Source organism: Bacillus sp. JFL15 (assembly GCF_001184225.1).
Lineage (GTDB): Bacteria > Bacillota > Bacilli > Bacillales > Bacillaceae > Bacillus > Bacillus siamensis.
Genome location: NZ_KQ236689.1, coordinates 805947 through 831497 on the forward strand (window position 1 = coordinate 805947; position 25551 = coordinate 831497).

General features: G+C 48.4%; 26 protein-coding genes. 9 read left to right on the plus strand and 17 right to left on the minus strand.

The window, feature by feature from the left end; all coding sequences use genetic code 11:
- Positions 1 to 3 precede the first annotated feature (3 nt).
- Positions 4 to 1785 (minus strand): M3 family oligoendopeptidase, encoded by a 1782-nt coding sequence (locus AD710_RS04055; RefSeq protein ID WP_049628764.1) that lies wholly within the window; start codon positions 1783 to 1785, stop codon positions 4 to 6.
- A gap of 133 nt (positions 1786 to 1918) precedes the next feature.
- On the opposite strand from AD710_RS04055, the gene AD710_RS04060 reads away from it, so the two are divergent.
- Both AD710_RS04060 and AD710_RS04065 read left to right on the plus strand, forming a co-directional pair.
- Entirely contained in the window at positions 1919 to 2767 is an 849-nt protein-coding gene (locus AD710_RS04060) for an oxidoreductase (protein ID WP_049627336.1), read from the plus strand.
- 83 nt (positions 2768 to 2850) lie between these two features.
- The gene (locus tag AD710_RS04065; RefSeq protein ID WP_016937983.1) at positions 2851 to 3315 is read left to right on the plus strand and encodes a Dps family protein; all 465 of its coding nucleotides are present in this window, start codon (positions 2851 to 2853) and stop codon (positions 3313 to 3315) included.
- A gap of 46 nt (positions 3316 to 3361) precedes the next feature.
- Here the strand turns inward: AD710_RS04065 and AD710_RS04070 are convergent, their stop codons facing one another.
- Positions 3362 to 4726, minus strand: a complete 1365-nt coding sequence (locus AD710_RS04070) for a S1C family serine protease (protein ID WP_049627337.1) — start codon at positions 4724 to 4726, stop codon at positions 3362 to 3364.
- 275 nt (positions 4727 to 5001) lie between these two features.
- Here AD710_RS04070 and AD710_RS04075 point away from each other — a divergent pair, with 275 nt between their 5' ends.
- Together AD710_RS04075 and AD710_RS04080 are read left to right on the plus strand one after the other, a co-directional pair.
- Positions 5002 to 5679 (plus strand): two-component system response regulator CssR, encoded by a 678-nt coding sequence (locus AD710_RS04075; RefSeq protein WP_016937981.1) that lies wholly within the window; start codon positions 5002 to 5004, stop codon positions 5677 to 5679.
- Entirely contained in the window at positions 5676 to 7031 is a 1356-nt protein-coding gene (locus tag AD710_RS04080) for a two-component system sensor histidine kinase CssS (protein ID WP_049627338.1), read from the plus strand. Before AD710_RS04075 ends, AD710_RS04080 begins: the two co-directional genes overlap by 4 nt.
- A 27-nt stretch (positions 7032 to 7058) precedes the next feature.
- Here AD710_RS04080 and spxO read toward each other — a convergent pair whose 3' ends face one another.
- Positions 7059 to 7223, minus strand: coding sequence for an anti-adapter protein SpxO (gene spxO, locus AD710_RS19485; protein WP_007410067.1), 165 nt, complete (start codon positions 7221 to 7223; stop codon positions 7059 to 7061).
- Positions 7224 to 7401: 178 nt separating this feature from the next.
- On the opposite strand from spxO, the gene AD710_RS04085 reads away from it, so the two are divergent.
- The gene (locus AD710_RS04085; RefSeq protein ID WP_047477593.1) at positions 7402 to 8277 is read left to right on the plus strand and encodes a TetR/AcrR family transcriptional regulator; all 876 of its coding nucleotides are present in this window, start codon (positions 7402 to 7404) and stop codon (positions 8275 to 8277) included.
- A 36-nt stretch (positions 8278 to 8313) separates the two neighbouring features.
- On the opposite strand, the gene fumC is transcribed toward AD710_RS04085, so the two are convergent.
- Together fumC and AD710_RS04095 are read right to left on the minus strand one after the other, a co-directional pair.
- A complete protein-coding gene (gene fumC / locus AD710_RS04090; RefSeq protein ID WP_049627339.1) occupies positions 8314 to 9702 on the minus strand; it encodes a class II fumarate hydratase in 1389 nt (462 codons plus the stop codon).
- 67 nt (positions 9703 to 9769) lie between these two features.
- Positions 9770 to 9955 carry a YvzF family protein gene (locus AD710_RS04095; RefSeq protein WP_016937977.1) on the minus strand — a complete coding sequence of 62 codons (186 nt, stop codon included), beginning with the start codon at positions 9953 to 9955 and terminating at the stop codon, positions 9770 to 9772.
- Between the two features lie 116 nt (positions 9956 to 10071).
- On the opposite strand from AD710_RS04095, the gene AD710_RS04100 reads away from it, so the two are divergent.
- The 3 genes from AD710_RS04100 to AD710_RS04110 are packed head-to-tail and all read left to right on the plus strand — an operon-like array spanning position 10072 to position 13698.
- A complete protein-coding gene (locus tag AD710_RS04100; protein ID WP_045925989.1) occupies positions 10072 to 11514 on the plus strand; it encodes a spore germination receptor protein GerAA in 1443 nt (480 codons plus the stop codon).
- The gene (locus AD710_RS04105) at positions 11489 to 12589 is read left to right on the plus strand and encodes a spore germination protein (protein WP_049627340.1); all 1101 of its coding nucleotides are present in this window, start codon (positions 11489 to 11491) and stop codon (positions 12587 to 12589) included. Before AD710_RS04100 ends, AD710_RS04105 begins: the two co-directional genes overlap by 26 nt.
- Entirely contained in the window at positions 12586 to 13698 is a 1113-nt protein-coding gene (locus tag AD710_RS04110; protein WP_049627341.1) for a Ger(x)C family spore germination protein, read from the plus strand. Before AD710_RS04105 ends, AD710_RS04110 begins: the two co-directional genes overlap by 4 nt.
- Positions 13699 to 13741: 43 nt before the next feature.
- Here the strand turns inward: AD710_RS04110 and AD710_RS04115 are convergent, their stop codons facing one another.
- From AD710_RS04115 to AD710_RS04165, 11 genes are all read right to left on the minus strand, one after another.
- Positions 13742 to 14374: a two-component system response regulator LiaR gene (locus AD710_RS04115; protein WP_016937973.1), complete on the minus strand. Its 633-nt coding sequence runs from the start codon at positions 14372 to 14374 to the stop codon at positions 13742 to 13744.
- Entirely contained in the window at positions 14352 to 15434 is a 1083-nt protein-coding gene (gene liaS / locus AD710_RS04120) for a two-component system sensor histidine kinase LiaS (protein WP_045925986.1), read from the minus strand. Before liaS ends, AD710_RS04115 begins: the two co-directional genes overlap by 23 nt.
- A complete protein-coding gene (gene liaF, locus AD710_RS04125) occupies positions 15431 to 16162 on the minus strand; it encodes a cell wall-active antibiotics response protein LiaF (protein WP_047477581.1) in 732 nt (243 codons plus the stop codon). The genes liaS and liaF overlap by 4 nt, the downstream gene beginning before the upstream one ends.
- A gap of 28 nt (positions 16163 to 16190) precedes the next feature.
- Positions 16191 to 17060, minus strand: a complete 870-nt coding sequence (gene liaG / locus AD710_RS04130) for a LiaG family protein (RefSeq protein WP_049627342.1) — start codon at positions 17058 to 17060, stop codon at positions 16191 to 16193.
- Between the two features lie 105 nt (positions 17061 to 17165).
- Positions 17166 to 17843, minus strand: coding sequence for a stress responsive protein LiaH (gene liaH, locus AD710_RS04135; protein WP_047477575.1), 678 nt, complete (start codon positions 17841 to 17843; stop codon positions 17166 to 17168).
- A 13-nt stretch (positions 17844 to 17856) separates the two neighbouring features.
- Positions 17857 to 18237: a protein liaI gene (locus tag AD710_RS04140; protein WP_049627343.1), complete on the minus strand. Its 381-nt coding sequence runs from the start codon at positions 18235 to 18237 to the stop codon at positions 17857 to 17859.
- 167 nt (positions 18238 to 18404) lie between these two features.
- On the minus strand, positions 18405 to 19673 hold the full coding sequence (locus tag AD710_RS04145) for an MFS transporter (protein ID WP_049627344.1): 1269 nt from the start codon (positions 19671 to 19673) through the stop codon (positions 18405 to 18407).
- Between the two features lie 164 nt (positions 19674 to 19837).
- Entirely contained in the window at positions 19838 to 20407 is a 570-nt protein-coding gene (locus AD710_RS04150; protein WP_049627345.1) for a cob(I)yrinic acid a,c-diamide adenosyltransferase, read from the minus strand.
- A complete protein-coding gene (locus AD710_RS04155; RefSeq protein ID WP_049627346.1) occupies positions 20404 to 21630 on the minus strand; it encodes an ABC transporter ATP-binding protein in 1227 nt (408 codons plus the stop codon). The genes AD710_RS04150 and AD710_RS04155 overlap by 4 nt, the downstream gene beginning before the upstream one ends.
- Positions 21627 to 22673, minus strand: a complete 1047-nt coding sequence (locus AD710_RS04160) for a FecCD family ABC transporter permease (RefSeq protein WP_049627347.1) — start codon at positions 22671 to 22673, stop codon at positions 21627 to 21629. Before AD710_RS04160 ends, AD710_RS04155 begins: the two co-directional genes overlap by 4 nt.
- A complete protein-coding gene (locus AD710_RS04165) occupies positions 22636 to 23580 on the minus strand; it encodes an ABC transporter substrate-binding protein (RefSeq protein WP_049627348.1) in 945 nt (314 codons plus the stop codon). The genes AD710_RS04160 and AD710_RS04165 overlap by 38 nt, the downstream gene beginning before the upstream one ends.
- Before the next feature lie 188 nt (positions 23581 to 23768).
- Here AD710_RS04165 and AD710_RS04170 point away from each other — a divergent pair, with 188 nt between their 5' ends.
- Positions 23769 to 24560, plus strand: a complete 792-nt coding sequence (locus AD710_RS04170) for an SDR family NAD(P)-dependent oxidoreductase (RefSeq protein WP_016937962.1) — start codon at positions 23769 to 23771, stop codon at positions 24558 to 24560.
- 48 nt (positions 24561 to 24608) lie between these two features.
- On the opposite strand, the gene AD710_RS04175 is transcribed toward AD710_RS04170, so the two are convergent.
- On the minus strand, positions 24609 to 25487 hold the full coding sequence (locus AD710_RS04175; RefSeq protein ID WP_045925977.1) for an SMP-30/gluconolactonase/LRE family protein: 879 nt from the start codon (positions 25485 to 25487) through the stop codon (positions 24609 to 24611).
- Between the last annotated feature and the right edge of the window lie 64 nt (positions 25488 to 25551).

A 25551-nucleotide genomic window follows, 5' to 3' on the forward strand; every position in this document is an offset into this window, starting at 1 on the left:
TCATCATTCAGTCAGCTCTAAAAATTCCTGTACATCCCGTACCGCAAGGCAGACCGCGTCCTCCCAAAACGATCGTTCCGTCAGATCCGCTCCAAGGTGCTTCATCGCCAAATCCTCAACGGTCATCGAAGCCGTGTCACACAAAAGCGCGATATATTTTTCTTCAAAATCCGCTTTCTCCCGAAGAGCTCTTGCGTATATTCCAAGCGAAAATAAATAACCGAACGTATACGGAAAATTGTAGAACGGCACTCCCGTAATATGAAAATGAAGTTTTGACGCCCAGAAATGCGGGTGGTATTCCCCTAATGAATCGCAAAACGCTTCTTTCTGCGCCGCTTCCATCAGTTCATTCAATTTATCAGCCGGAACGACGCCATGCTTCCGCTCTTCATAAAACCGCGTTTCAAATAAAAATCTCGCATGAATATTCATAAACATAGCTACGCTTCTTTGAATTTTATCTTCAAGCAGGAACAGCTTTTCTTCTTTTGTCTCCGCTTGTTTCAAAGCGGCGTCGGCGACGATCATTTCCGCAAAAGTCGAGGCTGTTTCAGCGACATTCATGGCGTAGGCTCTGTTCAGCTGCCGCACTTGAAGCATGGCCTCCTGATGAAACGCGTGTCCAAGCTCATGCGCAAGCGTTGATACATTTGAAGCGCTTCCTGAAAACGTCATGAAAATACGGGATTCTCCGCTGTCGGGAAAGCTGGTGCAGAAACCGCCGACCCGTTTGCCGCTGCGGTCTTCCGCTTCAATCCACCGATCGCGGAACGCTTTTTCCGTAAATGCGGACAGTTTTTTGCCAAATGTGGAAAATTGGGTAACGATCAGATTGGCCGCTTCATCATATGTGTATTTTTTCGGCGCCTCGCCGATCGGCGCATTCACATCATACCAATTCAGGCGCTCAAGCCCTAAGAGGGACGCCTTTCGATTCAGGTATTCGGCAAAGGGTTTTTTATGATCGGTAATGACCTGCCACATGACATCCAGTGTTTCTTTTTTCATCCGGTTGATCGCAAGCGGCTCTTCCAAGGCGCTTTCCCAGCCCCGCGCTTTATACATTTCTGTTCTGAAGCCGGCCAGATGATTCAGCGTGCTGCCAAACAGCTCCTCTTCTCCCTTCCAGGCTTCGTTAAGCTCTTTAAATACTTGCCGCCTGGTCCCGCGGTCCGGATGCGCCATCATGTTTTCCGCTTGGCCGACTGACAGCTCTTTATCCTCAAACGGAATCTTCATTCTTCCGACAGCCGCATTATACAGGTCGCCCCATGCGTGATAGCCGTCAACGGCCAGACCTTCAATCAGTCTCTCTTCTTGTGCGCTGAGCTTTTCTCTGATCCGGTCTCTTCTTTCATTTAAAACGTATGTGAGGTCCTGAAGTTCCGGTTTTTGCAGCAGTTCCTCCCACACCCGCTCGTCAATCCGGGCAAGTGTATCATCAAGCGTGACCAGAGCGGATTTAAACTCACCGCTCAGCTGATTGATCCGCGCCCTCCACTCATTCGCTTTCTGATCATCAGTGTTCTGAGCCTGAAGACAGCCGACGAACGCTCCCGCCTGTCTGATCATGATCGCCGACCGTTCATACCGATCAATCAGATTGACCAGCTCCCCGCCTTCATCAGCATGCGACGGAACTGTAAACGCCTCTGCCTCTTTTTGAAAAGCGCTGAGCTGCTGTTTGAGCTCTTGTATGTATTGCTGAAAATCTTCCGACCTGCTCCCGCCCTCAAAAATGGAGTTTAAATCCCATGTTTCCTTCAATCCCTCTAATGCCATCTTTTTCATTACCCCTTTCTGTCCGAAGCTGATTCCATTATAAAATAATTCTGACATATTTCCGAACGATTTCTCCTTCTCACCGCTAAATGTTATACACTAACATATAAGAACAAACGGGGAGGAATATGAGTTGAACAGAAAAATTGCCATTGTAACCGGCGCGACGAGCGGATTCGGTCTGCTGACAGCGCTGAAGCTCGCCCGGTCTTATCATGTCATCGCAACAGCGAGACAGCCGGAGAAAGCTGAAATACTGAAAGAGGCCGCCGCCCAAGCGGGTGTATCCGGTCATATTACGATCGCTTCTTTAGATGTGTCAAATGAGCAGTCGGTGTCTGACTTCGGCAACACCATCAGCGGTTTCGGACCGGTTGATGTGCTTGTGAACAACGCCGGCACTGCGTACGGGGGATTTATTGCAGATGTGCCGATGGAACATTACAGACAGCAGTTTGACACGAATGTATTCGGCCTGATTCATGTCACCAAAACGGTGCTCCCTTATATGAGAAAACACGGCGGAGCGAAAATCATCAATATCAGCAGCATCAGCGGACTGACCGCCTTTCCTGCCCTTTCTCCGTACACTTCTTCCAAATTCGCGATTGAAGGGTTTACAGAGTGTCTGCGTCTTGAGCTTCTGCCTTTAGGAATCGATGCCGCTTTAATAGAACCGGGCTCCTATAAAACGTCTATTTGGGAGACGTCTCTCTCCAATCATCTTACGGCACCCGGCAAAGATTCGCCCTATTACCGCTATTATCAGCAAATTGAAGCTTACGTCAAAGCGAGCGCATCCAAAAGCGGCGATCCCAATGACGTGGCGGAGCTGATTTATCAATTGGCGCAACAGAAGCGCCTGAAGAAACTGCGGTATCCGATCGGCAGGGGCATTAAGCTGACATTGGCTTGCCGCTCCCTCTTCTCTTGGCCCGTCTGGGAATCGATCATAAAGAAAAAGCTGTTTAAAGAAACCTAAATTATAATTATTATAATTTAGTATTGATTTTTATTTGATACGTGATATAATTAAATTAACAGATCACAGGGAGGACGATAAATATGAATACACAAAACGCGAAAAAAACTGAAAATCTAGTTGAGAAATCAATGAACACCCAATTATCAAACTGGTTTATCCTTTACTCTAAGCTGCACCGCTTCCATTGGTATGTAAAAGGCCCTCATTTCTTTACGCTGCATGAAAAGTTTGAAGAACTGTATAACGAAGCGGCGGAAACGGCGGATGCCATCGCAGAGCGTCTTCTGGCCATCGGCGGACAGCCCGCGGCGACTTTTCACAGCTACCTGGAACAAGCTTCCATTACGGATGAAGGACAGGAAAAGACTGCTTCTGAAATGGTAGAATCACTCGTTCAAGACTACAAACAGATCAGCCGTGAATCAAAATTTGTCATCGGCATCGCCGAGGAACAAAATGACCCGTCAACAGCCGATTTGTTTGTCGGATTAGTTGAAGAAGCGGACAAGCATGTGTGGATGCTGTCAGCCTACTTAGGAGAATGACGAAAAAAGCTGAACCTCAGGCGGAGGTTCAGCTTTTTTTATGCGTTCAGCTTGCGCTTTCAGTTTGTTTCGTTAATGTGATGTTCAGCGTCTTTTTGCTGCCGCCTCTGAGAACTTGAACAGTCGTTTTATCGCCGATTTTCAGCTGGTTATACAGAATCTGTCTGATATCGGCGCTGCTGCCGACATCTTTGCCGTTCAATTTTACGATGACGTCATTTGATTTGATGCCCGCTTTCGCAGCCGGTGAGCCGGACTGCACTTCTTTTACGTAAACGCCCTTAGACAGCTGGTCGCCGAACAATCCGAGCGTGTTTTCCTGATAGGTTTCCGGCACTTGCGACATATCAATCATCTGCACGCCTAAAAACGGACGCTCGACTTTTCCTTTTGCAAGCAGCTGGTCGACAATCGGTTCCACATCGTTGCTCGGAATGGCGAAGCCGAGTGATTCCACGCCGTTTTCACTGACTTTCATGCTGTTGATCCCGATGACCTGGCCGCTGGAGTTGATTAACGGCCCGCCGCTGTTACCGGGATTAATCGCCGCATCCGTCTGAATCACGTTCATTTCCACCGTGCCTTGGGAAGTGTCGGCGTCTACCGTTCTGTTCAGTCCGCTGATCACACCTTGTGTGACGGTGCCGGAAAACTGCTGGCCGAGCGGGTTGCCGATGGCGATTACCTTATCGGCAATGCGCAGCTGTGAAGAATCGCCGAAGCTGGCCGCTTTTTTGACATTGGACGAGCTGATTTCCAGTACGGCCAGGTCACTGATGGCATCCTTTCCGACAAGCTTTGCCGTTTCGGTTTTCCCGTTATAAAGAGTGACCGACAGCTTGTTTGCTCCTTCTACGACATGGTTGTTTGTGATGATGTACGCTTTTTGGCCGTCTTTTTTGAAAATGACGCCTGACCCCGTGCCGCTCTCCGTTTCAGAGCTTGAACCGCCGTCAAGTCCGAATTGGCCGCTTTGCGACGCTTGATAGTTGGACACTCCGACAATCGCAGGCTCCAAATCTTCTACCATATCTGCCACACTTGAGGTATTTTTCAAAGGCGTTGACGTAAAATTCGCAGACTGAACTTGTTTCGCCGTATCAGAAACAGATTCTGCCTTATGCTGCTCACCCGGCAGATTCGGCACAATGCCAAGCACGAGGCCGCCGCCGATAATGCCGCCTAAAATCGGGCTCAGCCAAGCGGCTCTCCGTTTTTTTTCTTTTTTCACGGCAGCCGTTTTTTCAAATTCCGTACCGGCCGCCGTCTCTTTTTCCGCTTCTTTAGAGACGGGGCCTTCAAGCAGCTCAGGTTCCTGATGGCTGATCCGCTGCTGTTCATTGCCGTTTTGCTCCGTATGTGAAAGATCTGACTGATCGCGGCTGATGCCGTCATCTCGCTGATCGTTCATATTCACGCACACTCCTTCAGTGGTTCTCATTCTATTCATTACATATTCATCGCATGTACAAGTTCTATTGTCCCAATAATAAGGAGAAAAGCAAAGCTCCAAAACAAAATGTGTTTGAACATGTTATCTTCCCCGCTTTTTTTCTTCCTTTCTTCCCTTATACACATCATAAACAAACATTGTGGGATAAAAATGAAAAGAATATGTGAAATTATGAAAATGCGGCCTGAGTGTGTTAAAACTAGTATAATGACGTTGAAAGGATGTGAACTGCCTTGTCATACACCATTTATCTAGTTGAAGATGAGGACAATCTGAATGAACTGCTCACAAAATATTTAGAGAATGAAGGCTGGAACATTACATCTTTCACAAAAGGCGAAGAAGCCAGAAAGCAGATGCAGCCGTCTCCCCACCTGTGGATTCTTGACATCATGCTGCCGGATACGGACGGCTATACATTAATAAAAGAAATAAAAGAAAAAGATCCCGATGTGCCGGTCATTTTCATTTCCGCCCGGGATGCCGATATTGACAGAGTTCTCGGGTTAGAGCTTGGAAGCAATGATTATATCGCCAAGCCTTTTTTGCCGAGAGAGCTCATTATACGGGTTCAGAAACTGCTGGAGCTTGTGTATAAAGAACAGCCCGCTCCCAAAAAAACCGGCCTCACCGTTTCCACCTACAATGTGATCGAAGATGCCAGAGAGGTTTATGATGAAACCGGCAGCCTGGTCAATTTGACGTCTAAGGAATTTGATCTGCTGCTTTTATTTCTTCACCATAAAGGACACCCCTTTTCCAGGGAAGATATCCTGCTGAAAATATGGGGCCATGACTATTTCGGCACTGACCGGGTGGTCGATGATCTTGTGCGGAGGCTGCGGAAAAAAATGCCCGGCTTAAAGGTTGAAACCATTTACGGATTCGGCTACAGGATGATGACGTCATGAAAAATAAGCCGCTTGCTTTTCAAATATGGGTGGTCATCTCGGGTATCCTTTTAGCCATCTCGATTCTGCTGCTCGTGCTGTTCTCAAATACGCTGCGGGATTTTTTCACGGATGAAACGTACACGACCATTGAAAATGAACAGCATGTGCTGACGGAGTACCGGCTGCCCGGGTCGATTGAGCGGGGATATTACAGTGAGGACGCGACCGCTCCGACGACTTTCCGATCCGTTCAGCACGTTCTTTTACCGGAGCGCGAAGAATCGGCGAGCGACAAAGATTTAAACTACTTTTCTTCTTCTTTTATCCATAAGGTGTACAAGCTCGCGGGCCGCCAGCACAGCGTCACGAAACGATACAGCGCGGACATCGGCGGAGAAAAAGTGTTTTTCGTCATTAAAAAAGGCCTCACCATTAACGGTCAGGATGCGATGATGCTGTCATATGCGCTTGATTCTTACCGTGATGATCTGTCATACACCCTGTTCAAGCAGCTGCTCTTTATCCTTGCCGGCGTCATTTTGTTAAGCTGGATTCCGGCGATTTGGCTTGCCAAATATCTCTCGCGTCCGCTCGTCTCCTTAGAAAAGCATGTCAAACGGATTTCCGAACAGGACTGGGATGATCCGGTCATCGTCGACAGAAAAGATGAAATCGGAAAATTAGGCCACACCATTGAAGACATGCGGAGCAAGCTGGTGCAAAAGGATGAAACGGAAAGAACGCTCCTGCAAAATATCTCTCATGATTTAAAAACGCCTGTCATGGTGATAAGGGGCTATACTCAATCAATAAAGGACGGGATTTTTCCTAAGGGGGACCTGAAAAACACAATTGATGTCATTGAAGGCGAAGCAGAAAAGCTTGAGAAGAAAATTAAGGATTTATTATATTTAACGAAGCTTGATTATTTAATGAAGCAGCGGGTGCACCATGAGACATTTGACCTTGTGAAGGTCACGGAAGAAGTCATTGAGCGGCTCAAATGGGCCCGGAAGGAATTATCGTGGACCGTTGAAACAGAAGATGTATTGATGATGCCCGGTGATCCGGAACAATGGGGCAAGCTCCTCGAAAACATTCTTGAAAATCAAATCCGCTATGCAGAAACGGCGATTCACATTCGGATCAGCCAAAATCAGCAGCAGATTGTCATGACGGTTAAAAATGACGGGCCTCCGATTGAGGATGAGATGCTATCCAGCTTGTACGAGCCTTTTAATAAAGGGAAGAAAGGCGAGTTCGGCATAGGACTCAGCATCGTAAAACGGATTTTAACCCTGCATAAAGCATCAATTTCAATTGAAAATGACCAATCGGGTGTAATCTATCGGATTATCATACCAAAGTAGACTGTAGTGTTTCATTGCAGTCTTTTTTTATGTGAAGGAGTAGCCGTTAAAATCTCTGTAGTTTGTTTTCAGCGGTTTTTGGCATTGATGAACCCATTTCTTTTCACAAATCGTCTTTTTCGGATATTTCACCTTTTCGACTTTAATTCCTCTGTTTCGCAAGCGGCTGATCATTTCATCTAATTCTTTCATTTTCAGATTCACCCTTTCGCCAGAACTTTGACCATTCGGTCAGCTCACTTTATAATATAAATAAAACAAAACAAAAAAACAAGTTACAATCAGGTTAAATTTACAGAATATCAATATGACCATATAGTCACACACGTGAAGCACAAGCCAGCCTCCTGGCTCCGAAAGGGTGGAACCATTGAAGGAAAAAGAAAAGCTGATTATTGAAGCAGCAATTAAACTGTTTGCCCGAAAAGGGTACAAATCAACATCGGTTCAGGAAATCGCCGATGAATGCAAAATCTCAAAAGGCGCTTTTTATCTTCACTTTCCTTCCAAAGAAGCACTGCTTCTGTCCATGCTGAATTACTACTATGATAAGACGTTTACCCGAATCACGACGATCCAAACGGAGGGTGACAGCCCGAGAGCCGCTTATCAAAAACAGCTTGCGGTGTTTTATGAATCGATTCTCGCCCATAAAGATTTTATTACCGTGCAGATGAAAGACGGTTCACTTCCTTATACCGAAGAAGTGGCCCAGTGCGGAAAGAGAATCCGCCGGTCGATCCTGCAGTTTCATATCGACAGTCTTCTTGCTATTTACGGAGAAAAAGCCGAACCATACACCGCCGAGCTTTGTTTTTTAATAGAAGGAATCAGTCAGATGTATCTTGAATATCTCATTCTGACCGGCCGGTCTGTACAGCCTGCGCTTCTCGCAAATACTGTGATTCACAGAATTGATGACATCGTAAACGGAATGGCGGACAGACATGATGAAGCGTTTATTTCTCTTGATGAGGCAAGCTCACTGTTTGGGCCTCTTCATAACGGGAAGCCCGATCCTTTAAGCCAATCAATCTTGCAGACCCTCCGTGCGCACATCAGCACGATGGACAAGCCGCAAGCATCTGAATACACCGAGAGCTTGGATATTCTTGAAGCGGAAATGAAGAAAAAGTCGCCGAAACCGGCAATCATCAAAGGAATGATTCTGAATTTGAAGGAATCCGACCTGCTGGCTGAAGATGCAGAGCAGCTCAGATTTTTACTGAAACAGCAGTTTATTTAGAAGAACGGCCGCAATGACTGCAGCCGTTCTTTCTGTTTATGCTTTCGGGTGCACCATATCTTCCGGACGCACCATTTCATTAAATTGTTCTTCCGTCAGAAGGTTCAGCTGTAATGCCGCTTCTTTCAGCGTCAGGCCTTCTTTATGGGCAAGCTTGGCGATTTTTGCGGCGTTTTCATAACCGATATGCGGGTTAAGCGCCGTGACAAGCATTAATGAGTTAGAAAGGTTTTCCTGAATGGTTTCCTGGTTCGGCTCAATACCGACAGCGCATTTGTCATGGAAGGAATTCATTCCGTCACTGAGAAGCTGCACTGTCTGCAGGAAGTTATAAATGATAACCGGCTTGAAGACGTTCAGCTCGAAGTTTCCTTGGCTGGCCGCAAATCCGATTGTCGCGTCATTTCCCATCACTTGCGCGGCGATCATTGTCAGCGCCTCACTTTGCGTCGGGTTGACTTTGCCCGGCATGATAGAGCTTCCCGGCTCATTTTCAGGAATGATGATTTCGCCGATTCCGCAACGCGGACCGCTTGCCAGCCATCTGACATCGTTGGCAATCTTCATCAGGTCGGCAGCCAATGCTTTTAAGGCACCGTGAACGTGAGTGATTTCATCATGGCTTGTCAGCGCATGGAATTTGTTAGGCGAGCTTTTGAATGTCTGCCCCGTTACTTTTGTGATTTCTTCCGCGACGAATTCACCGAACTGCGGGTGGGCGTTGATTCCCGTACCGACTGCCGTGCCGCCGATGGCAAGCGCGCGGATTTTTTCCGTTGACTCAAGAATCATTTCTTTAGAACGGTCAAGCATGTATACCCAGCCGCTGATTTCCTGTCCGAGTGTCAGCGGAGTCGCGTCCTGCAAATGCGTGCGTCCGATTTTCACAATGTCTTGATACGCTTTCGCTTTTTCGTCAAGTGTCGCGCGCAGCTGATCAAGGGCCGGAACGAGCTGCTCATATACGGCAAGGACCGCCGCAACGTGCATCGCCGTCGGGAATGTATCGTTTGAGCTTTGGCTGCGGTTGACATCATCATTCGGATGAATCTTCAGATCAGAATTTTTTTCTTTCAATAAAGCAGTCGCACGGTTTGCCACCACTTCGTTCATATTCATGTTGCTTTGTGTGCCGCTTCCCGTCTGCCAGACAACGAGCGGAAAGTTATCGTCGTATTTGCCGTTTAATACGTCATCACATACAGCGGCAATCGCCTGTGCTTTTTCAGACTCTAAATTGCCGAGGCGTTCGTTAGCGATCGCCGTGCTTCTTTTTAAAATTGCAAACGCCTTCACAACACGCTGAGGCATTTTTTCTGAACCGATTTTGAAGTTCTCTTTGCTGCGCTGTGTCTGAGCGCCCCAAAATTTATCTGCCGGAACTTTAACTTCTCCCATGGTGTCTTTTTCAATTCTGTAGTCCATTTATGTATCCCTCCATAACAGTTGCTTCACCCTGAGTATTATTCGCCAGTAACCGATGAAACCCTTTTTATTTTTCGGTCTTGGCCGTTTTTAATTTCAGCTCAAGATAGACGCGCGAATCCTTAGAGTATTTGTACTTCGGATTTGTTTTTCGGTATTCCTTCGACGTGTAAGCCACTTCGTAATGCGCTTCAAATGATTTGATGAGCTGTTCTATTTCTTCGGCATTTCCTGCCAGTCTGACTTGTGCCACATCTCTCCTCCGCTTTCATAAAAAAACTTGTACCACTAATTACTTTATCATAGTATATCATTTTTTTAACAGGAAAAGATAACCTCAATTAAGGAATGGAAGGCGGGTGACAGTTGATGGCGCAATCGGAATTCAAGGAATACATACACATAAACCTGGCTATGGTGCTGCCCCACCTAGAGCCGAACGATGACCTTGTTCAAAATAAAAAGATGCTTCCGAACGGGCTTGTTTTTTATTATATGTATCTGAGTGAAATGAACGATGAAGACAAAATAAAAGAAGCGATTGAAACGCTGCTGCAGGGAGAAGACACCCTGACGCTGGAGGCAGTGACGAAGCGTCTTGATCAGATTGACGCCCGTCCCGTCACTGCGGCGAAAGAAGCCGTCACTTCCATTCTGCGGGGGAAATGCGCCGTGTTTATTAACGGCCTTGATAACGTATACATTCTTTCCACGGGAAAAAGAGAAAAAAGAAGCGTGACAGAACCTACCTCCGAAAAGGTTGTAAGAGGGCCTAAGGTCGCTTTCATAGAGGATTCTGATACAAACGTCGCCATGATCAGGCAGCGGACGAACCATCCGAAGCTGAAAACGAAAAAGGTTCCGCTCGGAGAAAGCAAGTTAAAATACGCCACTGTCATGTACATAGATGATGAGGCTGACCCGTCTGTCGTCAGCGATGTTTTAAAACGCCTCAGCGAAGTGAAGCTGGACGACATTCAGGATTCCGGGACGCTTGAAGAGCTTATTGAGGATAATAAGTATTCGCCGTTTCCGCAAATACAAAATACGGAACGGCCTGATAAAGTCTCCTCCGCCTTGTTTAACGGCCGCGTCGCCATCCTTGTCGACAACTCACCGTTTGCGCTGGTGGTTCCGGCTTCTTTAGGAATGTTAATGCAGTCTCCCGACGATTATTATGAACGGTGGATTTCCGCCTCGCTCATTCGGGCGCTGCGGTTTACGTCTATTTTTATCACACTGTTTTTTTCAGCCATTTATATCGCCCTCGTCTCGTTTCACCAAGGGCTTCTGCCGACGCCGCTTGCAGTCACTATCTCGGCGAACAGAGAAAACGTTCCCTTTCCGCCCATCATTGAAGCAATGGTGATGGAAATTACGATAGAACTGCTGAGAGAAGCGGGTTTGAGGCTCCCTAACCCGCTCGGCCAGACGATCGGATTGGTGGGCGGAGTCGTCATCGGCCAGGCGGCCGTTGAAGCGAATATTGTCAGTTCCATCATGGTCATCGTGGTCAGCATTGTCGCGCTCGCTTCATTTACGGTGCCGCAGTACGGAATGGGGCTTTCATTCCGTGTGCTCCGTTTCATTTCAATGTTTGCTGCGGCAGCATTCGGGCTGTACGGCATGATTTTATTTATGCTGGCAATATATACTCATTTATCGAGACAGCGAAGCTTCGGTTCTCCGTATTTCTCGCCGAATGGGTTTTTCAGCTTAAAAAACGCAAGCGACTCCATTCTCCGTCTCCCTATTAAAAATCAACCAAAAGAGGCGAAAAACGTAAATGAGCCAGAAAACAACTCACAATAAACTTACAAGCTATCAAGGGACGGCATTGATTGCCAACACGATGCTCGGGGCGGGGCTCCTCACCATGCCGCGATCGCTGTCAGCGAGGGCAAATTCGCCGGACGGCTGGATCGCATTATGTCTGGAAGGCGTCATCTTTATCTTTTTGATTTATCTCAATACGCTCATTATGAAAAAGCATCAATACGGATCGTTTTTTGATTATATGAATGAAGGTCTCGGCAAATGGGCGGGCAATATCGTCAACCTGGTGATCTGTCTCTATTTTATAGGAGTCGCCAGCTTCGAAGCCCGGGCGATGGCGGAAATGGTCAAGTTCTTTTTATTGGAAAAAACCCCCGTGCCGGTCATGCTGTTTATCTTTATCGCCTGTTCCGTTTATTTAATTATCGGCGGCATGAGTGATATCGGCAGGCTCTTTCCTTTCTATTTAATGATTACGATTATTATTTTGCTGATGGTGTTTTCCTTCAGCTTTAAAATATTTGATATAGACAACCTGCGGCCGGTGCTCGGCCAGGGATTTTCTCCCGTTATGGCCTCTTTGACCGTCGTTTCTGTTTCCTTCTTGGGCATTGAAATTATGCTGTTTCTCCCTGAGTACCTAAAAAATAAACAGCACATGTTCCGCACGTCGGCCATTGGCTTTGGCATCCCGATTATTTTATACATCATTACCTACGTGCTCGTCGTCGGCGCCTTAACCACCCAGGATGTCAAAACAATGATCTGGCCTACGATCGCGCTCTTTCAATCATTTGAAATCAAAGGGCTTTTTATCGAACGGTTCGAGTCCTTTTTACTTGTTGTCTGGATTATCCAATTTTTCGCCACCTATGTATCGTACGGATATTTCGCGACATCTGGCCTTCATAAAATTTTCGGGCTGAAGCAGAAAAAAGGCATCATCTTCGTAGGGATTGCGACATTCTTGGGGGCATTGATGCCAAAGGACGCGAACAAGCTGATGATGTTCAGTGATATTCTCGGCTATATCTTCTTAGGTTTCTTTTTGCTGCCTTTACTGATGTTTGCAGTCGTCGCTGTGAAAAGGAAGGTGAAAAAAACACAATGAAGAAATACATCGTAATCTTTCTTTGCTCATTGCTTTTGACGGGGTGCTGGGACAGCCGTAATATAGAAGACTTGAGCCTCGTTATCGGCGTCGGGCTCGATAAACCTGAGGAAGAAAACGTGGAAGTGACGCAGCAGATTCTGATCCCGCAAAAAGCAAGTTCCCAGCAGTCGACATCAACCAATCCGACAAAGGTGACTTCCACTTCCGGGGAAACTGTTCACCAAGCCTTAAGGACGGCATCGTTAAAAAATCACCCCGCTTTCTCCCAGCACTTGCGCATCATGCTGTTTTCCGAAGCGCTGTTAAAGGACAACATCCCGTTTGACGCATTAATGAACCAGTTTGTCAGGGACAACGGAACGAGAAGAAGCTGCAATGTGATGACGGTGCCGGATAAAACGAAAGATATTTTCAATGTCAGCGACCAGGGGGAGCCTGCGTCAAATACCATCTATGACTTAACGGAAAATAATGCCGTCACCATCCGGATGATGGAACCTGTGACATTGGGGGAAATATCCGAGAGAATCGCCAAGGGCGAAACCTTTGCCCTGCCTCAAGTGCGCAAAGTGGGCAGCAGACTGGAAATCTGGGGCGCTACCATTATAAAAAATAAATTCTGGTATGCGAATTTAACGCCTTTACAAGTCCAGAATATGAACCTGTTCACAGGGACGGTAAAAGGGGGCGTCACGTTTGCAAAGCATGACAATTATTATTTATCCTTCGAGGTATTTTCAAGCAAATATGATGTAAAAACACAATATAAAAACGGAAAATTCAAGTTTATCGTTACCCGATTTGTTGAAGGCCGCCTGTCTGAGGATTGGAACCCGAAAGAAGATTCCTTCAAGGAGTCCTATATAAATGAAATCAAAAACGCGGTAAAACGAAGCATCCATTCGGATGTCATGACATTCATCGATTATCTGCAGCATGATTTAAAAGTGGATATTACCGGGTTAGGCGACCAGGTCCGTATTCATTACCCCGATAAGTGGCAAAAGGTGGCCTCTGACTGGGACCGTCATTTCAGTGAATCAGATATTGAATACAAAGTCAAAGTCGCCGTCAGAGATTTCGGAACAAAAGGAATGTCCCAATGACCTGTCCTGCGGGGAGAGTGTGCATAGCGCCGCTCTCCTTTTTTCATTTCACGAGATGATTGCGGTGGGCATATACGGCGGCCTGCGTGCGGTCACTGACATCAAGCTTTGACAATATATTCGTGATGTGGGTTTTCACCGTTTTAATCGTTATGAACAGCTCTTCCCCAATCTCTTTATTCGTCTTGCCTTCCGCGACGAGACAGAGGATTTCCAGTTCTCTCTTTGTCAGCGTTTCATGCGGAAGCTGATTCTCTGAATGGCGCAGCCTTGACAGCACTTTTCCCGCCACCTTCGATTCAAGCTTCGGTTCGCCCTTGGCGGCCGCTCTGATGGCTTCGGCTATTTCCGCCGCCTTGGACGTTTTCAGCAAATAGCTGAGCGCTCCCGCTTCGATTACCGGGTACACTTTATCGTCATCAATAAAGCTCGTCAGCACGATGATTTTCGGGTCATCGAGTTTGGCGCAGATCTGTCTCGTCGCTTCGATGCCGTCCATACCGTCCATGACAAGATCCATTAAAATCACATCCGGCAAAAGCGCGGCGGCCAGATCGACGCCCTGCTGTCCGTCTGATGCTTCACCGGCGACTTCAATGTCCGGCTGTGCTTCTAAAAACGCGGCCAGACCCATCCTGACCATTTCATGATCATCAATCAGTAACACTCGAATCACTGTCGTTCTCTCCTTTTGTTTTCTCGTAAATCGGGACTTTCACGTCGATCTGCGTGCCTTTTCCCTTCACTGAGATAATTTCCGCTATGCCGCCGATTTCGCTCGCTCTTTCCTTGATGGAATGCAGACCGTAAGAGGAGGCTTTGACTTGATCCATTGTAAAACCCGCCCCGTTATCAATGACTTTAAGCTGAAGTTTTTGATGTTTCGCGCCGAGTCTGACGGTGACCTTGGTCGCCTTTGAATGCCTGAAAACGTTAGAAAGCGCCTCTTGTACGATTCGGAACAGATGGTCTTCAACGCCTTTTGACACACCCGTGTCGCTGATATCCCACTCAATATCAAGCGGCTGCTTCGCTTTGAACTCTTTTAACAGCTCAATCAGCCCTTCTTTCAAACCTTTTCCTTCTAACGTGACGGGCCGCAGATGCAATAGCAGCGCCCGCATTTCGTTTTGCGCTTCCCCCGCCATATGTTCAACCATGCGAATCCGTTTGACGATTTTGTCATCCGCATCTTTCACCTGCTCTAAGACGGCGGATGTCATCATAGAGATGGCAAAGAGCTGCTGGCTGACGGCATCGTGCAGATCGCGCGCCAGCCGCTGGCGTTCTTCAGTAATGACCGATTTTTTCATTTGGTCCTGCCATTCCGCCCGCTCGTTGGAAAGCTTTTGCAGCGATGTGACCTGCAGCTCGACCCGCTTGGCCATTTCGTTGAGCTGGTCTGCCGCCAGACCGATTTCATCATCACCGAGCGGCGGCACCCGATAAGCGAAATTGCCGTTTTCAAATTTCAAAACCGCTTCAATCAGTGTATCCATTCTTGTTTTCAGACGGCCGCCGTATACATAACCGGAAATCAGTCCGGCCGAAAGGGACGCCAAAAGCAGGATGACCACAAACGGAATACCGAACCAGCCGGAAGAAAACAAAAGCATCGGATCAAGCCCGTAATATAACAGCATCAGCGCAATAAACACCGCGCAAAGGAGCAGACTGAGCCCCGCGGTCATCCGCATGGCGCGCCACTGAATATTGGCGAGTAATTTTTTCCTCATAAATACTTCACATCCACATCGCCGATGAATAGAGAAATTGATATTTTAATCCGCCGCGGCGAGTCGCCGTACTCAGAAGACACTTTATACAGATTCGTGCTCATGCCGCTTTTCTTAGAACCAAGCAGGTTCATATCGCCGATAAAAGCCGATGAACTGACGGACACTTCGATATCGGACGGGACGTACACATCAACATTGCCGATGACGCCGCTGATTGTCATCGTGCTTTCTCCTTCAGGTATCATCGCCTTTGATAGATCAATTTTCACATCACCGATAAACCCGGAAACATTTAAATCATTCAGCTCAAACGGGTCCTTCATCATGCGCAGCTCGCCGATAAAAAAGCTGCGGAGGTCCGGCTGTCTGCTTTCCGGCTGGACGGCCGGCTTTGGCTGTTCTTCTTTTTCAAGGCTGATTTTCTTTTCTTTATGCTCCAATACGCGCTTTCCTTTCAGGAGCCTGTAGCCCGCGTAAATGAGAAAGGCGGCGAAGGCATAGCCGAACAGGCTGAAGGTGGCGCTGAACAGGTTTCTCAAAAATAAAAAAGCGGCAAAGATATACAGGACGGAGCCGAGCCAGCCGCGGGAGTATTTATTAAAAATATAGCCTGTGATCAGAAAAAAGAGCGGCCAAAACAGGAAGTCGCCAATGCCGATAATACGTAAAAACATGCTGACGCCTAATAAGGCGATGATAAGTCCGAGAATCTGTTTTTTTGCCATGTCAGCTGCTTGCCCCTCCTTTCCTTGTCTATTGCAGTGCAATATTGCCGCTCGTCACTTTTATATCTATCGGCCTGGCGCCGCTGCCTTTCATGCCGGTGAAGGTCCCGCCTTCCTTACTCGTTTTTTCAAAGGAATAGGACGGCTGAATCCTTCCGCTTGCCGTTTCGGCGTTTACTGTAAAATCCCCGTCTTTCGGCAGGCTGATGGCTGCGCTGCCGCTCGCAAGCCTGACGGATACGGGAGCGATCGCCGTCTCAAGCGAGGCGTCGACACTGCCGGAAGCAACCCTCACGTCAAGGGCTCCCGTCACATGATGAAGCCCGGTATGCCCTGAGGATGAGCGGACTTCCGCCGTTTCAGCCGCAAGATCGGCTGCTTCGAGATCGCCCGACAGCCCTTTCGCTTTAAACACATCCATCTTCACATGCTTCAGCGATATGTTCCCGCTTACAGAACGGACGCCGAGATGCGCAAGAGACAGCCCCTTGTTTCCGTCAACGGAAATGCTACCGCCTGATGTTTGGACGGTGATGTCCTGATGATACTCATACGGGATGCGGACAATCAGCAGAGGACGCTGAAAGAGATTCAAAAATTGGAATCGTTTCTCCTTCGCTTTGAGATTCAGGGTTTTCCCCCTGCTTTGGACAAACATTTTCCCCGCTGGTCCGGTCATGTTTGCCGCGATGTCATTCCGCTCTTCCGCAATGATTTTCACATCCGTCTGTTCCGACGAAACGGACAGGCTTTTGACGGCATGAGGCGGAACGCTTGCCGATACCGATTCTGTTTCGTACAGCGGAAACAAACGTCCGGCAAACACTTCTTTCACCAAAAACAGACAGCAGATCAAAACGGACGCCGCCATCAGCCCTTTGGCAATCTTACGCTTCATTACGTTCCATCCTTTTTCATTCATTTTATTATAAAGGAAAAGCCGGATAATTGATACGTGCGTATAGGGAAGAGGCGTAAAAGCGCCGACCTTCCCTTGTGCACATTATTCATGAGCCGCTTTTTGATGCTCTGCTTTTTCCAGAGAAAGCGAGCGCATTTTTTCAAGCTCAGCTTCGACCTCATCCGAATATTGCGAGCGGCTGTGTTCTGTATTCGCCTCAGCCGAAGTGCCGTATTTGACGCGGACTTCCATTTCTTCAATGCGGTTTTCCATTCGGAGAAACTCTCTGTAGGCGCTTTCGCTGTCAATCTTGTCAAAAGAAGCATTCATATGTTCCTTCGCTTTTGCTGCGTTGGCGCGGGCGATGAGCGCCTGTTTTTTATCCTTTACGTCGCGTAGACGGGTTTCCAGGGTTTCCAGCTGTTCTTTCAGCTCGGCCAGCTGTGTTTTCGCCTGCTCGTAAGCTTTTTCATGTTCGGCCGCTTTTCCCTCAAGGTATTTCATTTCAGTCAAAGCCTTTTTCGCAAGCTCCTCTTCCCCGGCGTCAAAAGCAAGCTGAGCCTGATTTTTCCGCTTTGCCGCCGTTTCGGAAGCGTCCTCCTGTTTTTTCTTAAACTGATGGACGATCGTGTGCTGTTTGACGATCGTTTGTTTCGCCTTGGCGATGTCACTTTCCATATCACGCACATATTGATTCAGCATGACTTTCGGATTTTCTAATTTATCAAGCCCTTCGTTAACAGATGCGACGAACATATCTCTTATTCTTTTTAAGACCATTTTGTCTTCCTCCTTATTTTTTCTTCAAAAATTCTTCCCATTCAGAGTCAAAGCCGGATTGGTATCCCGGTGATGCCGCTTCGGGTTCATACTGGCGGGAAGCGGTGTCTGAGCCGCCCTGCTTCATCATTTTCCATCCGCCATACACCATGGCGCCGGCCAGTCCGATGGCAACGATAAATGGAAGAGAGCCGACAAGAATCATAGCTCCGATGACGCCCGCGATGATGCCGGATACGGCGCGGCCGTTTGAGAAACGTTTGATTCCCCAGTAAAGCATCAGGCCTCCGATCGCCAGCGGGATGATAAACGCGAAGTGGCCTCCTCCGAAAAAGACAGAAAGTCCGAACACAATCAGCAGAAAGCCGCCTGCCGTTTTAACATTTATATTCATGCAGATCCTCCTTTCGATTTCCTTGTCTTTACTATAAACAAATCCCCCGGCCGGCAAAACGAATCAGAGATTGATTTTCATATCAGACCGGAGTCGTATAAGCCCCCCGACCCTTACGACAAAAAAACGCCGCTGCACCGGACGGCGCAGGGCGTTTTACAAGAATGCTATATTCTGATGCTCGCTTCTTTTTCCTTGATGAGATCAGTGCGTTCCGCTTTGGCAAGCTTCGTAAAGAACAATATCCCAAGACCTGACAGGACTTCAACGAGACCGCCGGCGGCAATGACTTTTCCGGGACCGAAGGCGTTAGCCGCATATCCGCAAAGAACCGCACCGAGCGGAATGGATATGTTGGAGATCATATGGATGACGGCATAGACCTGCGGCTGATCATCATGGTCCACAGACGTTTGAATAATGGTATACTCCGGCACATTTATGGCGCTGACGGCCGATCCGAACGCAAACGCCGCAAGGAAGACGAGCGGCAGAAACGTGTTGATGCCGGTGATGAAAAATGCCGCCCCTTCTATGATTCCCGCTGACACAAACAGGAGACCGTATTTGTTCACCCTCACCTTAGCCAAAATAAAACCCATTAAAAAAGCTCCGCCCGTCCCTGTCGCTTTCAGAAGCGAGTAAATGATCGGCGGCATATGTAAATCTTCGGCGACGTAAACGGCGGAAAGCGCCTCCCACGGAGCGGCCGCAAAGTTCATGAAAATACAATAGATAGCGAGCGGGTATAAAATCTGGTGTTTTCTGACGAGCACAAAACCCCGTTTAAGCCTTCCGAAATACGTCCCGCGCTGTCTGACGGCGGCGGTATCCTGTTTGTCATGCTGAACTTGGTATGACATAAAGAGTACGAGAAAACCTGATAGAAGATAGAATATAAGTGCGATAAACAAAGAATAGGCGGGACTGATAAATGTTAAAAACACTCCGCTCAGCGTAATGGCGGCAAGCCTGACGATCTGGCCTGATGACTGGATGACCGCATTCGCTTTCTGCAGGCTGTTTTCTCCGACAATATTGGGGATTAAAGAGATAGATGCAGGATTATAAGCGGCTCCGGTGGCTGAATGCACAATCATGAGAAGCATCACAAACCATAAAGGAGAAAAACCGTTAAAATAACAGACCGGAATGATTAACACGACCGCCGCACGCGTGAGGTCTGAAAAATACATCCAGAATTTCAGCGTATGCTGCTTCATAAAAGGCCCGGTAATCGGCGCCAGCATCGCCTCCGGAAGGAACGTAACCGCAATTAACAGCGCCGTGCCGATCGCCCCTTCACCGTCAAAAATCAAAAACCAGAGAATGGAATTAAAGGCAAAACCGTCTCCCGACAATTTAACAAGCCTTGAGATAAACAGAAAGGTGAAATTTTTATTCCAGATGCTCTCGCTCTTATGATTTGTATCCATCTATCAAATCCCCCATTTTTTTACAATGTTTCTTATAATATCTCATTTTTTAATTTTTCAGTCAATAATGCATAAGATACATTTTCCTTCTGGCAATAAGGGTTCAATTGATGGATATCGCCGTTAAAAACAGCCGGCTTCCTCTCGCCGGCTGAATCAAAACGTTATTCATCTTCACGGAATACTGCGGCGCTTCTTTCATACTCTATATCTTTCACGCCATGTCTTGCGTTGACTGCTCTTGCCGCCGCGAAAAAATAATCAGACAGGCGGTTCAAGTAAAGCATCACCGTGTCATTTATCTCTTCTGTTCTGCCAAGTTTCACGATGAGACGCTCCGCCCGTCTTGTGACGGTCCTGGCAATGTGAAGCTGAGCAGCCGCCTTATGCCCGCCCGGAAGAATAAATTTTTCAAGCGGAGGCGCTTCAGCGGTATAACGGTCTATGCAGGCTTCCAGCACGGTAATAGATTTCTCTCTTAATGTATAGCTCTTATTCTCCGTGACAGTCGCCAAGTCGCCGCCGCAGTCAAACAGCTCATGCTGAATGTTTCTGAGTTCGGCTTTCAGATCACCGCAATTCTCACAATCATCAAGCTCCGCAAGCGCAAGCCCGATAAAGCTGTTCAGCTCATCGATCGTCCCGTAGCTCTCAACCCGCAGACTGTCTTTATCCGTTCTGCCGCCGATCAGGCTTGTCTGTCCTTTATCGCCGGTTTTCGTATACAGCTTCATCGTTCTGTTCCTCCTTCTTCCGCCGCTTTTACACATGCCGCGGTTCCTCTTCTCACAGCTTTTTCCGCATGGCGGACGTCCATTACCTTTCCTGTCTGCCAGGCACAAATGACAATGTCGCCGTTTGCCTGTCTGCCGGAAAGAGCCTGCATTCTCGCTTCCGTTGCTGCCGTTAACAGCCGTACAAATCCTTGTTCAGATAAGCGGCCGCTGATGAGCGCCCAAACGGTGTGCCTGGCGGTCACGGCAATCGTTATCGAATCAAACGTCCGGCAGACAAAACCAGCCGCCGCTGATCCGGTAAGCCGGCGGCTCCACGAAAAGCCTGAGCCGTCAGATGCGGTTGACAACATTCTGAACGGACGGTCTGTTTGAAGCGTTACGGTATTTCCGCTTTTGTTTATCAAAGAGGCGAACGGAACGCTGGCGGACTCTCTTTCCTCCCGCACTTCCGGCATGAAGGCGATCAGCGGTTTCGGTGACGCTTTTTGGCCGACAGCATTGACGGTGATGCCGTAAATGTCTTCAATCGTTTCTTTTTTCAAAGCCTGATCCGGCGTCTGCTTCGAAAAAGCGCGTCCGTCTTTCATCATCAGGAGCTGATCACAGTATTGTCCTGCGGCGTTGAGGTCGTGAAAAATACTGATGACCGTCAGGCCGCTTTCTCTCGTCAGCCGCTTCACCGTATCAAGCAGGTCTTTTTGATATTTGAGATCAAGAAATGTCGTCGGCTCATCCAGACACAGCACCTCAGGCTGCTGAGCCAGCGCCTGCGCCAGAAAGACGCGCTGCCGCTCCCCGCCGCTCAGATTGCGGACGGGTTGCTGCGCATATCGGTCGATGCCGGTCATTTCCATCGCTTCCCGGACAATGTCTTCGTCATGGTGATCCATCTGTCTGAAGAGCCCCTTTTGATACGGGTATCTGCCGAAAGACACCGTTTCCTTCACGGTAAATGAAAAGGCTTGCTCCGTATGCTGCGGCAAAACGGCCATGATTTTCGCAAGCTCCCGCGGCTTGTATCTGCCCGCGGGCCTGCCTGCGACAAGCACCTCGCCTTTTGACGGAGAAAGCATCCCCGTCAGCAATTTCATCAGCGTTGTTTTTCCTGAGCCGTTCGGACCGAGTATGCCGACAAATTCACCCTTTCCGGCGGTAAAGCTGACATCCTCTACTATCATCCGGCCTCCGTACCCGCCGGACAGGCCGCTCACCCTGATCATAAGCGTTTCCCTCCATGATGCTGGCGAAGCAGAATCAAGGCAAATACAGGCGCTCCCGCCAAAGCCGTCATAATGCCGATCGGCAATTCGACAGGTTCAATGACGGTGCGGGAAAACAAATCAGCCAAAATGAGAAAACCGGCGCCCGTCAATGCTGACAGCGGGAGTAAATGGCGATGATCCGTTCCCCATAAAAGCCGTGTCACATGGGGAATGACAAGGCCGACAAATCCGATTGTCCCCGATACGGCAACCGCTCCTCCCGTCAGCAGAGATCCGGCAGCGATCATCAGCAGTTTTCTTTTTCCCGTACTGACGCCTAACAGCCTTGCCTTTTCTTCTCCATAAGTCATAATGTTTAATTCTCTGCCATTGATAAGCAGAAGCGCCGTCCCGGCCAGAAAAAAAGGCAGAAACAGCGCGACATAGCCCCAGCCCCTCATTGACACGCTTCCTAACAGCCAGCGCACAATCGGGAGCAGGTCATTTCCCGTTAAAGCGATCACAAGCGAAATGAGAGCTCCGAGAAAAGAATTCATGATGATGCCTGTCAAAATGAGCGTCGAAACAGACATCGACGCATGAACGAGACGGCTGAAAAACAGAACCGCCGCCATGACCGCAATGGCTGCGGCGATGCTGACAACCGGAAGTGTGAACCGGCCGATGACGGGAATCTGGAGGCCGAAAAACAAGGTGATCACGGCTCCCGCCGAAGCTCCCGAAGACACCCCGAGTGTATAAGGGTCGGCGAGCGGATTTTTCAGAAGTCCCTGAAACGCCGCTCCCGCAATAGATAACGCGGCTCCGACAAGGGCGGCCAGAACGACTCTCGGCAGGCGGATATTCATCATAATATTGACATTCATAGGGTCAGCCGAGGATGTCCGGCCGACCCCGATCCAAAAAACGTCGGATAAAGGAATATGCAGACTGCCGATTGAAATGCCAAGCGCCGCACAAACGGCTAAAAACAGCAGGCTGACCGCGTAAGCAAGCGGCCGGTTACTTTTTAAACGTTTCAGGATAAACGCTTTCCGCAAGCTTCTCGACCCCTTTTACAAGGCGCGGGCCTGAGCGTGTGACAAGGTCAGGATCAACAGAATAGACGTTGTGGTGTTTGACCGCATTGACGGCACCCCAGCCGGCGCGTTTTTCCACTTCAGCAGCCTTTACGCCGTCTGTCGTAATGATGACGTCCGGATTCATTTTGACAATCGCTTCATCCGTCAGCTGCACCCAGCCGGTCTGGCTGCCGGCGGCGTTTTTCGCATGTATATCTTCAAGCATTTCGTTCATAAACGTGCCCTTTCCCGTTGTATAGCCGTCAGGAGAAACCTCGACGAATACTTTCTTTTCATCTTTTTCAGAAATCGCCGCCGCTTTCTTTTCTATGCCGGAAAGGTCGGATTTCATCTTTTTGATCAGCTTGTCCGCCTGCTTTTCTTTGCCGGCTGCTTTTCCGATCATACTGATTGATTTGTACACGTCTTGGAACGATTGCGCATCATTGACCGTTAAGACGGTGATGCCCGCATCTTTTAACTGCTTCATCGCATCGGCGGAAGCAGACATTGAGGACGCGTGGGCCAGCACGAGATCCGGCTTCAGCGCGATGACTTTCTCAGCGTTTACATTCATATCTCCGACTTTCGGTTTTTTTGCAGCTTCTTTCGGATATGTATCATTTGTCGTGACGCCTGCGACCTTATCTCCCAGTCCGAGCGCGTATGTAATTTCCGTATTGCTCGGCATGAGGGAGACGATTTTTTCGGGCGCCTGCTTCATGGTTACTTTGTCATTTGCGGCATCCTTGATGGTTACCGGGAACGCCTCGGTTGAAACGGCTTTTTGTTTGGCCGCGCTTCCTTCTTCTTGCGCGCCGGAACAGCCGGCGGTCACAACGGCGGTGACAAAGAGCGCCGCCCAGACGGCAGTGATCTTCTTCATTCTTTTAACTCCCCCTGATTATGGTAAACGATTGTCTTCTTGACATTCGTATCCTTTTTTCGCAGTAATTATACTATAAGTCTTGAAGGCTTGTATATCCGGCCTTTTTTGCATGAAAGCAAATGATTCGTAAACACTAAAATTTATCATGTATACTGTTACACAATGGAGTAAAAAGGAGGATCATCATGGAATTACAGCTTGAACGAAAACTCGTATTAATCACAGGATCAACTTCCGGCATCGGAAAAGCCGCGGCAAAAAGCTTTTTAACCGAAGGCGCCGAGGTGATTGTAAACGGAAGAAAAAAAGAAACCGTTGAACGGACGGTCGAGGAGCTTTCCGCTTACGGAACGGTTCACGGCATCGCCGCAGATTTATCGCGCCAGGAGGAGGCCGATGACCTGATTAAGCGCGCCGCCGGAATCGGGGAAGTCGATATTCTCGTTAATAACCTCGGTTTTTTCGAAGTAAAGGACTTCGCGGATGTATCTGATGACGAATGGACCCGGTATTTTGAAGTGAATGTCATGAGCGCTGTGCGCCTGTGCCGGCGTTTTCTGCCGCAAATGCTTGAAAGAAACAGCGGACGGATTTTGAACATCTCCAGTGAAGCCGGTGTCAAACCGCTTGCGCAAATGATTCCGTATTCAATGACGAAAACGGCGTTAATCAGCTTGTCACGGGGAATGGCGGAAATGACAAAAGGCACGAATGTCACGGTAAACTCTGTGCTGCCTGGACCGACATGGACCGAAGGCGTCGCTTCTTACATGGAAGGAGCCGCAAAGGCCGCCGGAGAAGATACGGACAGCTTCGTTCGGGATTATTTTAAAGTGAATGAACCGACATCTTTGATCCAGCGCTATGCGACCCCGGAAGAAGTCGCCAATACGATTGTATTTCTCGCTTCAGCTGCGGCATCTGCCATTAACGGCACCGCACAGCGGGTTGAAGGCGGCATCATCCGCTCCATTTAACAAAAAAAGCCCGGCACAATGGGACCATTCCCATATGCCAGGGCTTTTTTACATGAGGCCTGCAAACGGAACCGGCTCCCAGCCGCCTGTCTCAAGCTCTGCGGAAAACAGGCCGCCCGCATGCGGCTGTTCAAGTCTTTCGGCTTCCGTCAATTTTTCCGTCGCGGTCGTAATGTATAATGTGTTGAGCTCCCTTCCTCCGAACGCACAGCAGGTGACGTATTTTGCGGGAACTTCAATAGATGCAATTTCCTTATGCGAAAACGGGTCAATCCGGACGGCACGGCCGCCTCCGAACAGAGCCACCCACAGCATTCCGTCACGGTCAATAGTCATCCCGTCGGGAGATCCTTGCGACTCCGGAAAGCGGTAGACCGTTTTCGGATCTGATACGGCTCCGGTTTCAGGATCGTATGCATAACAGACGATTTCCTGCGTCGGAGTATCAATATAGTACATCAGGTTTCGATCCCGATCCCAATCCAAACCGTTCGAAGTGGAGACCTGGTCTTTTATTTTGGCAAGACTGCCGTCCGTATTCAGACGGTACAGCGAAGCCTCCTCTTCTTTGCCTTCCATGCTCGTCGTCCCCGCCCATAATCTTCCGGACGGGTCGCATTTGGCGTCATTGAAACGGATATCTTCCCGCATGTCTTTCGGCTGCTTCATCTTCGTCAATGTGTCTTCCCGGAGATTGTACAGGTAAAATCCGTCTTTCATCGTCATCACCAGCTCTTCCTTTGAATACAAGGCCAGAGCCGTGACAAATGATTTGAATTTAACGGAACGGTTGATTCCGTCAGCCGGAGTGAAAATATGGAGCTGGCTGCCCAGTATATCCACCCAGTACAGGCATTGCTTGTCCTTATCCCATAAAGGGCCTTCTCCTATAACTGCTCTCGTATCTGCTCGTAATGCTGCTTCCATGTGTGAACACCTCTTCTTTTGCTTGTCAGTCTTCTATATGTTATTCCCGACAAAGCGGCGTCCA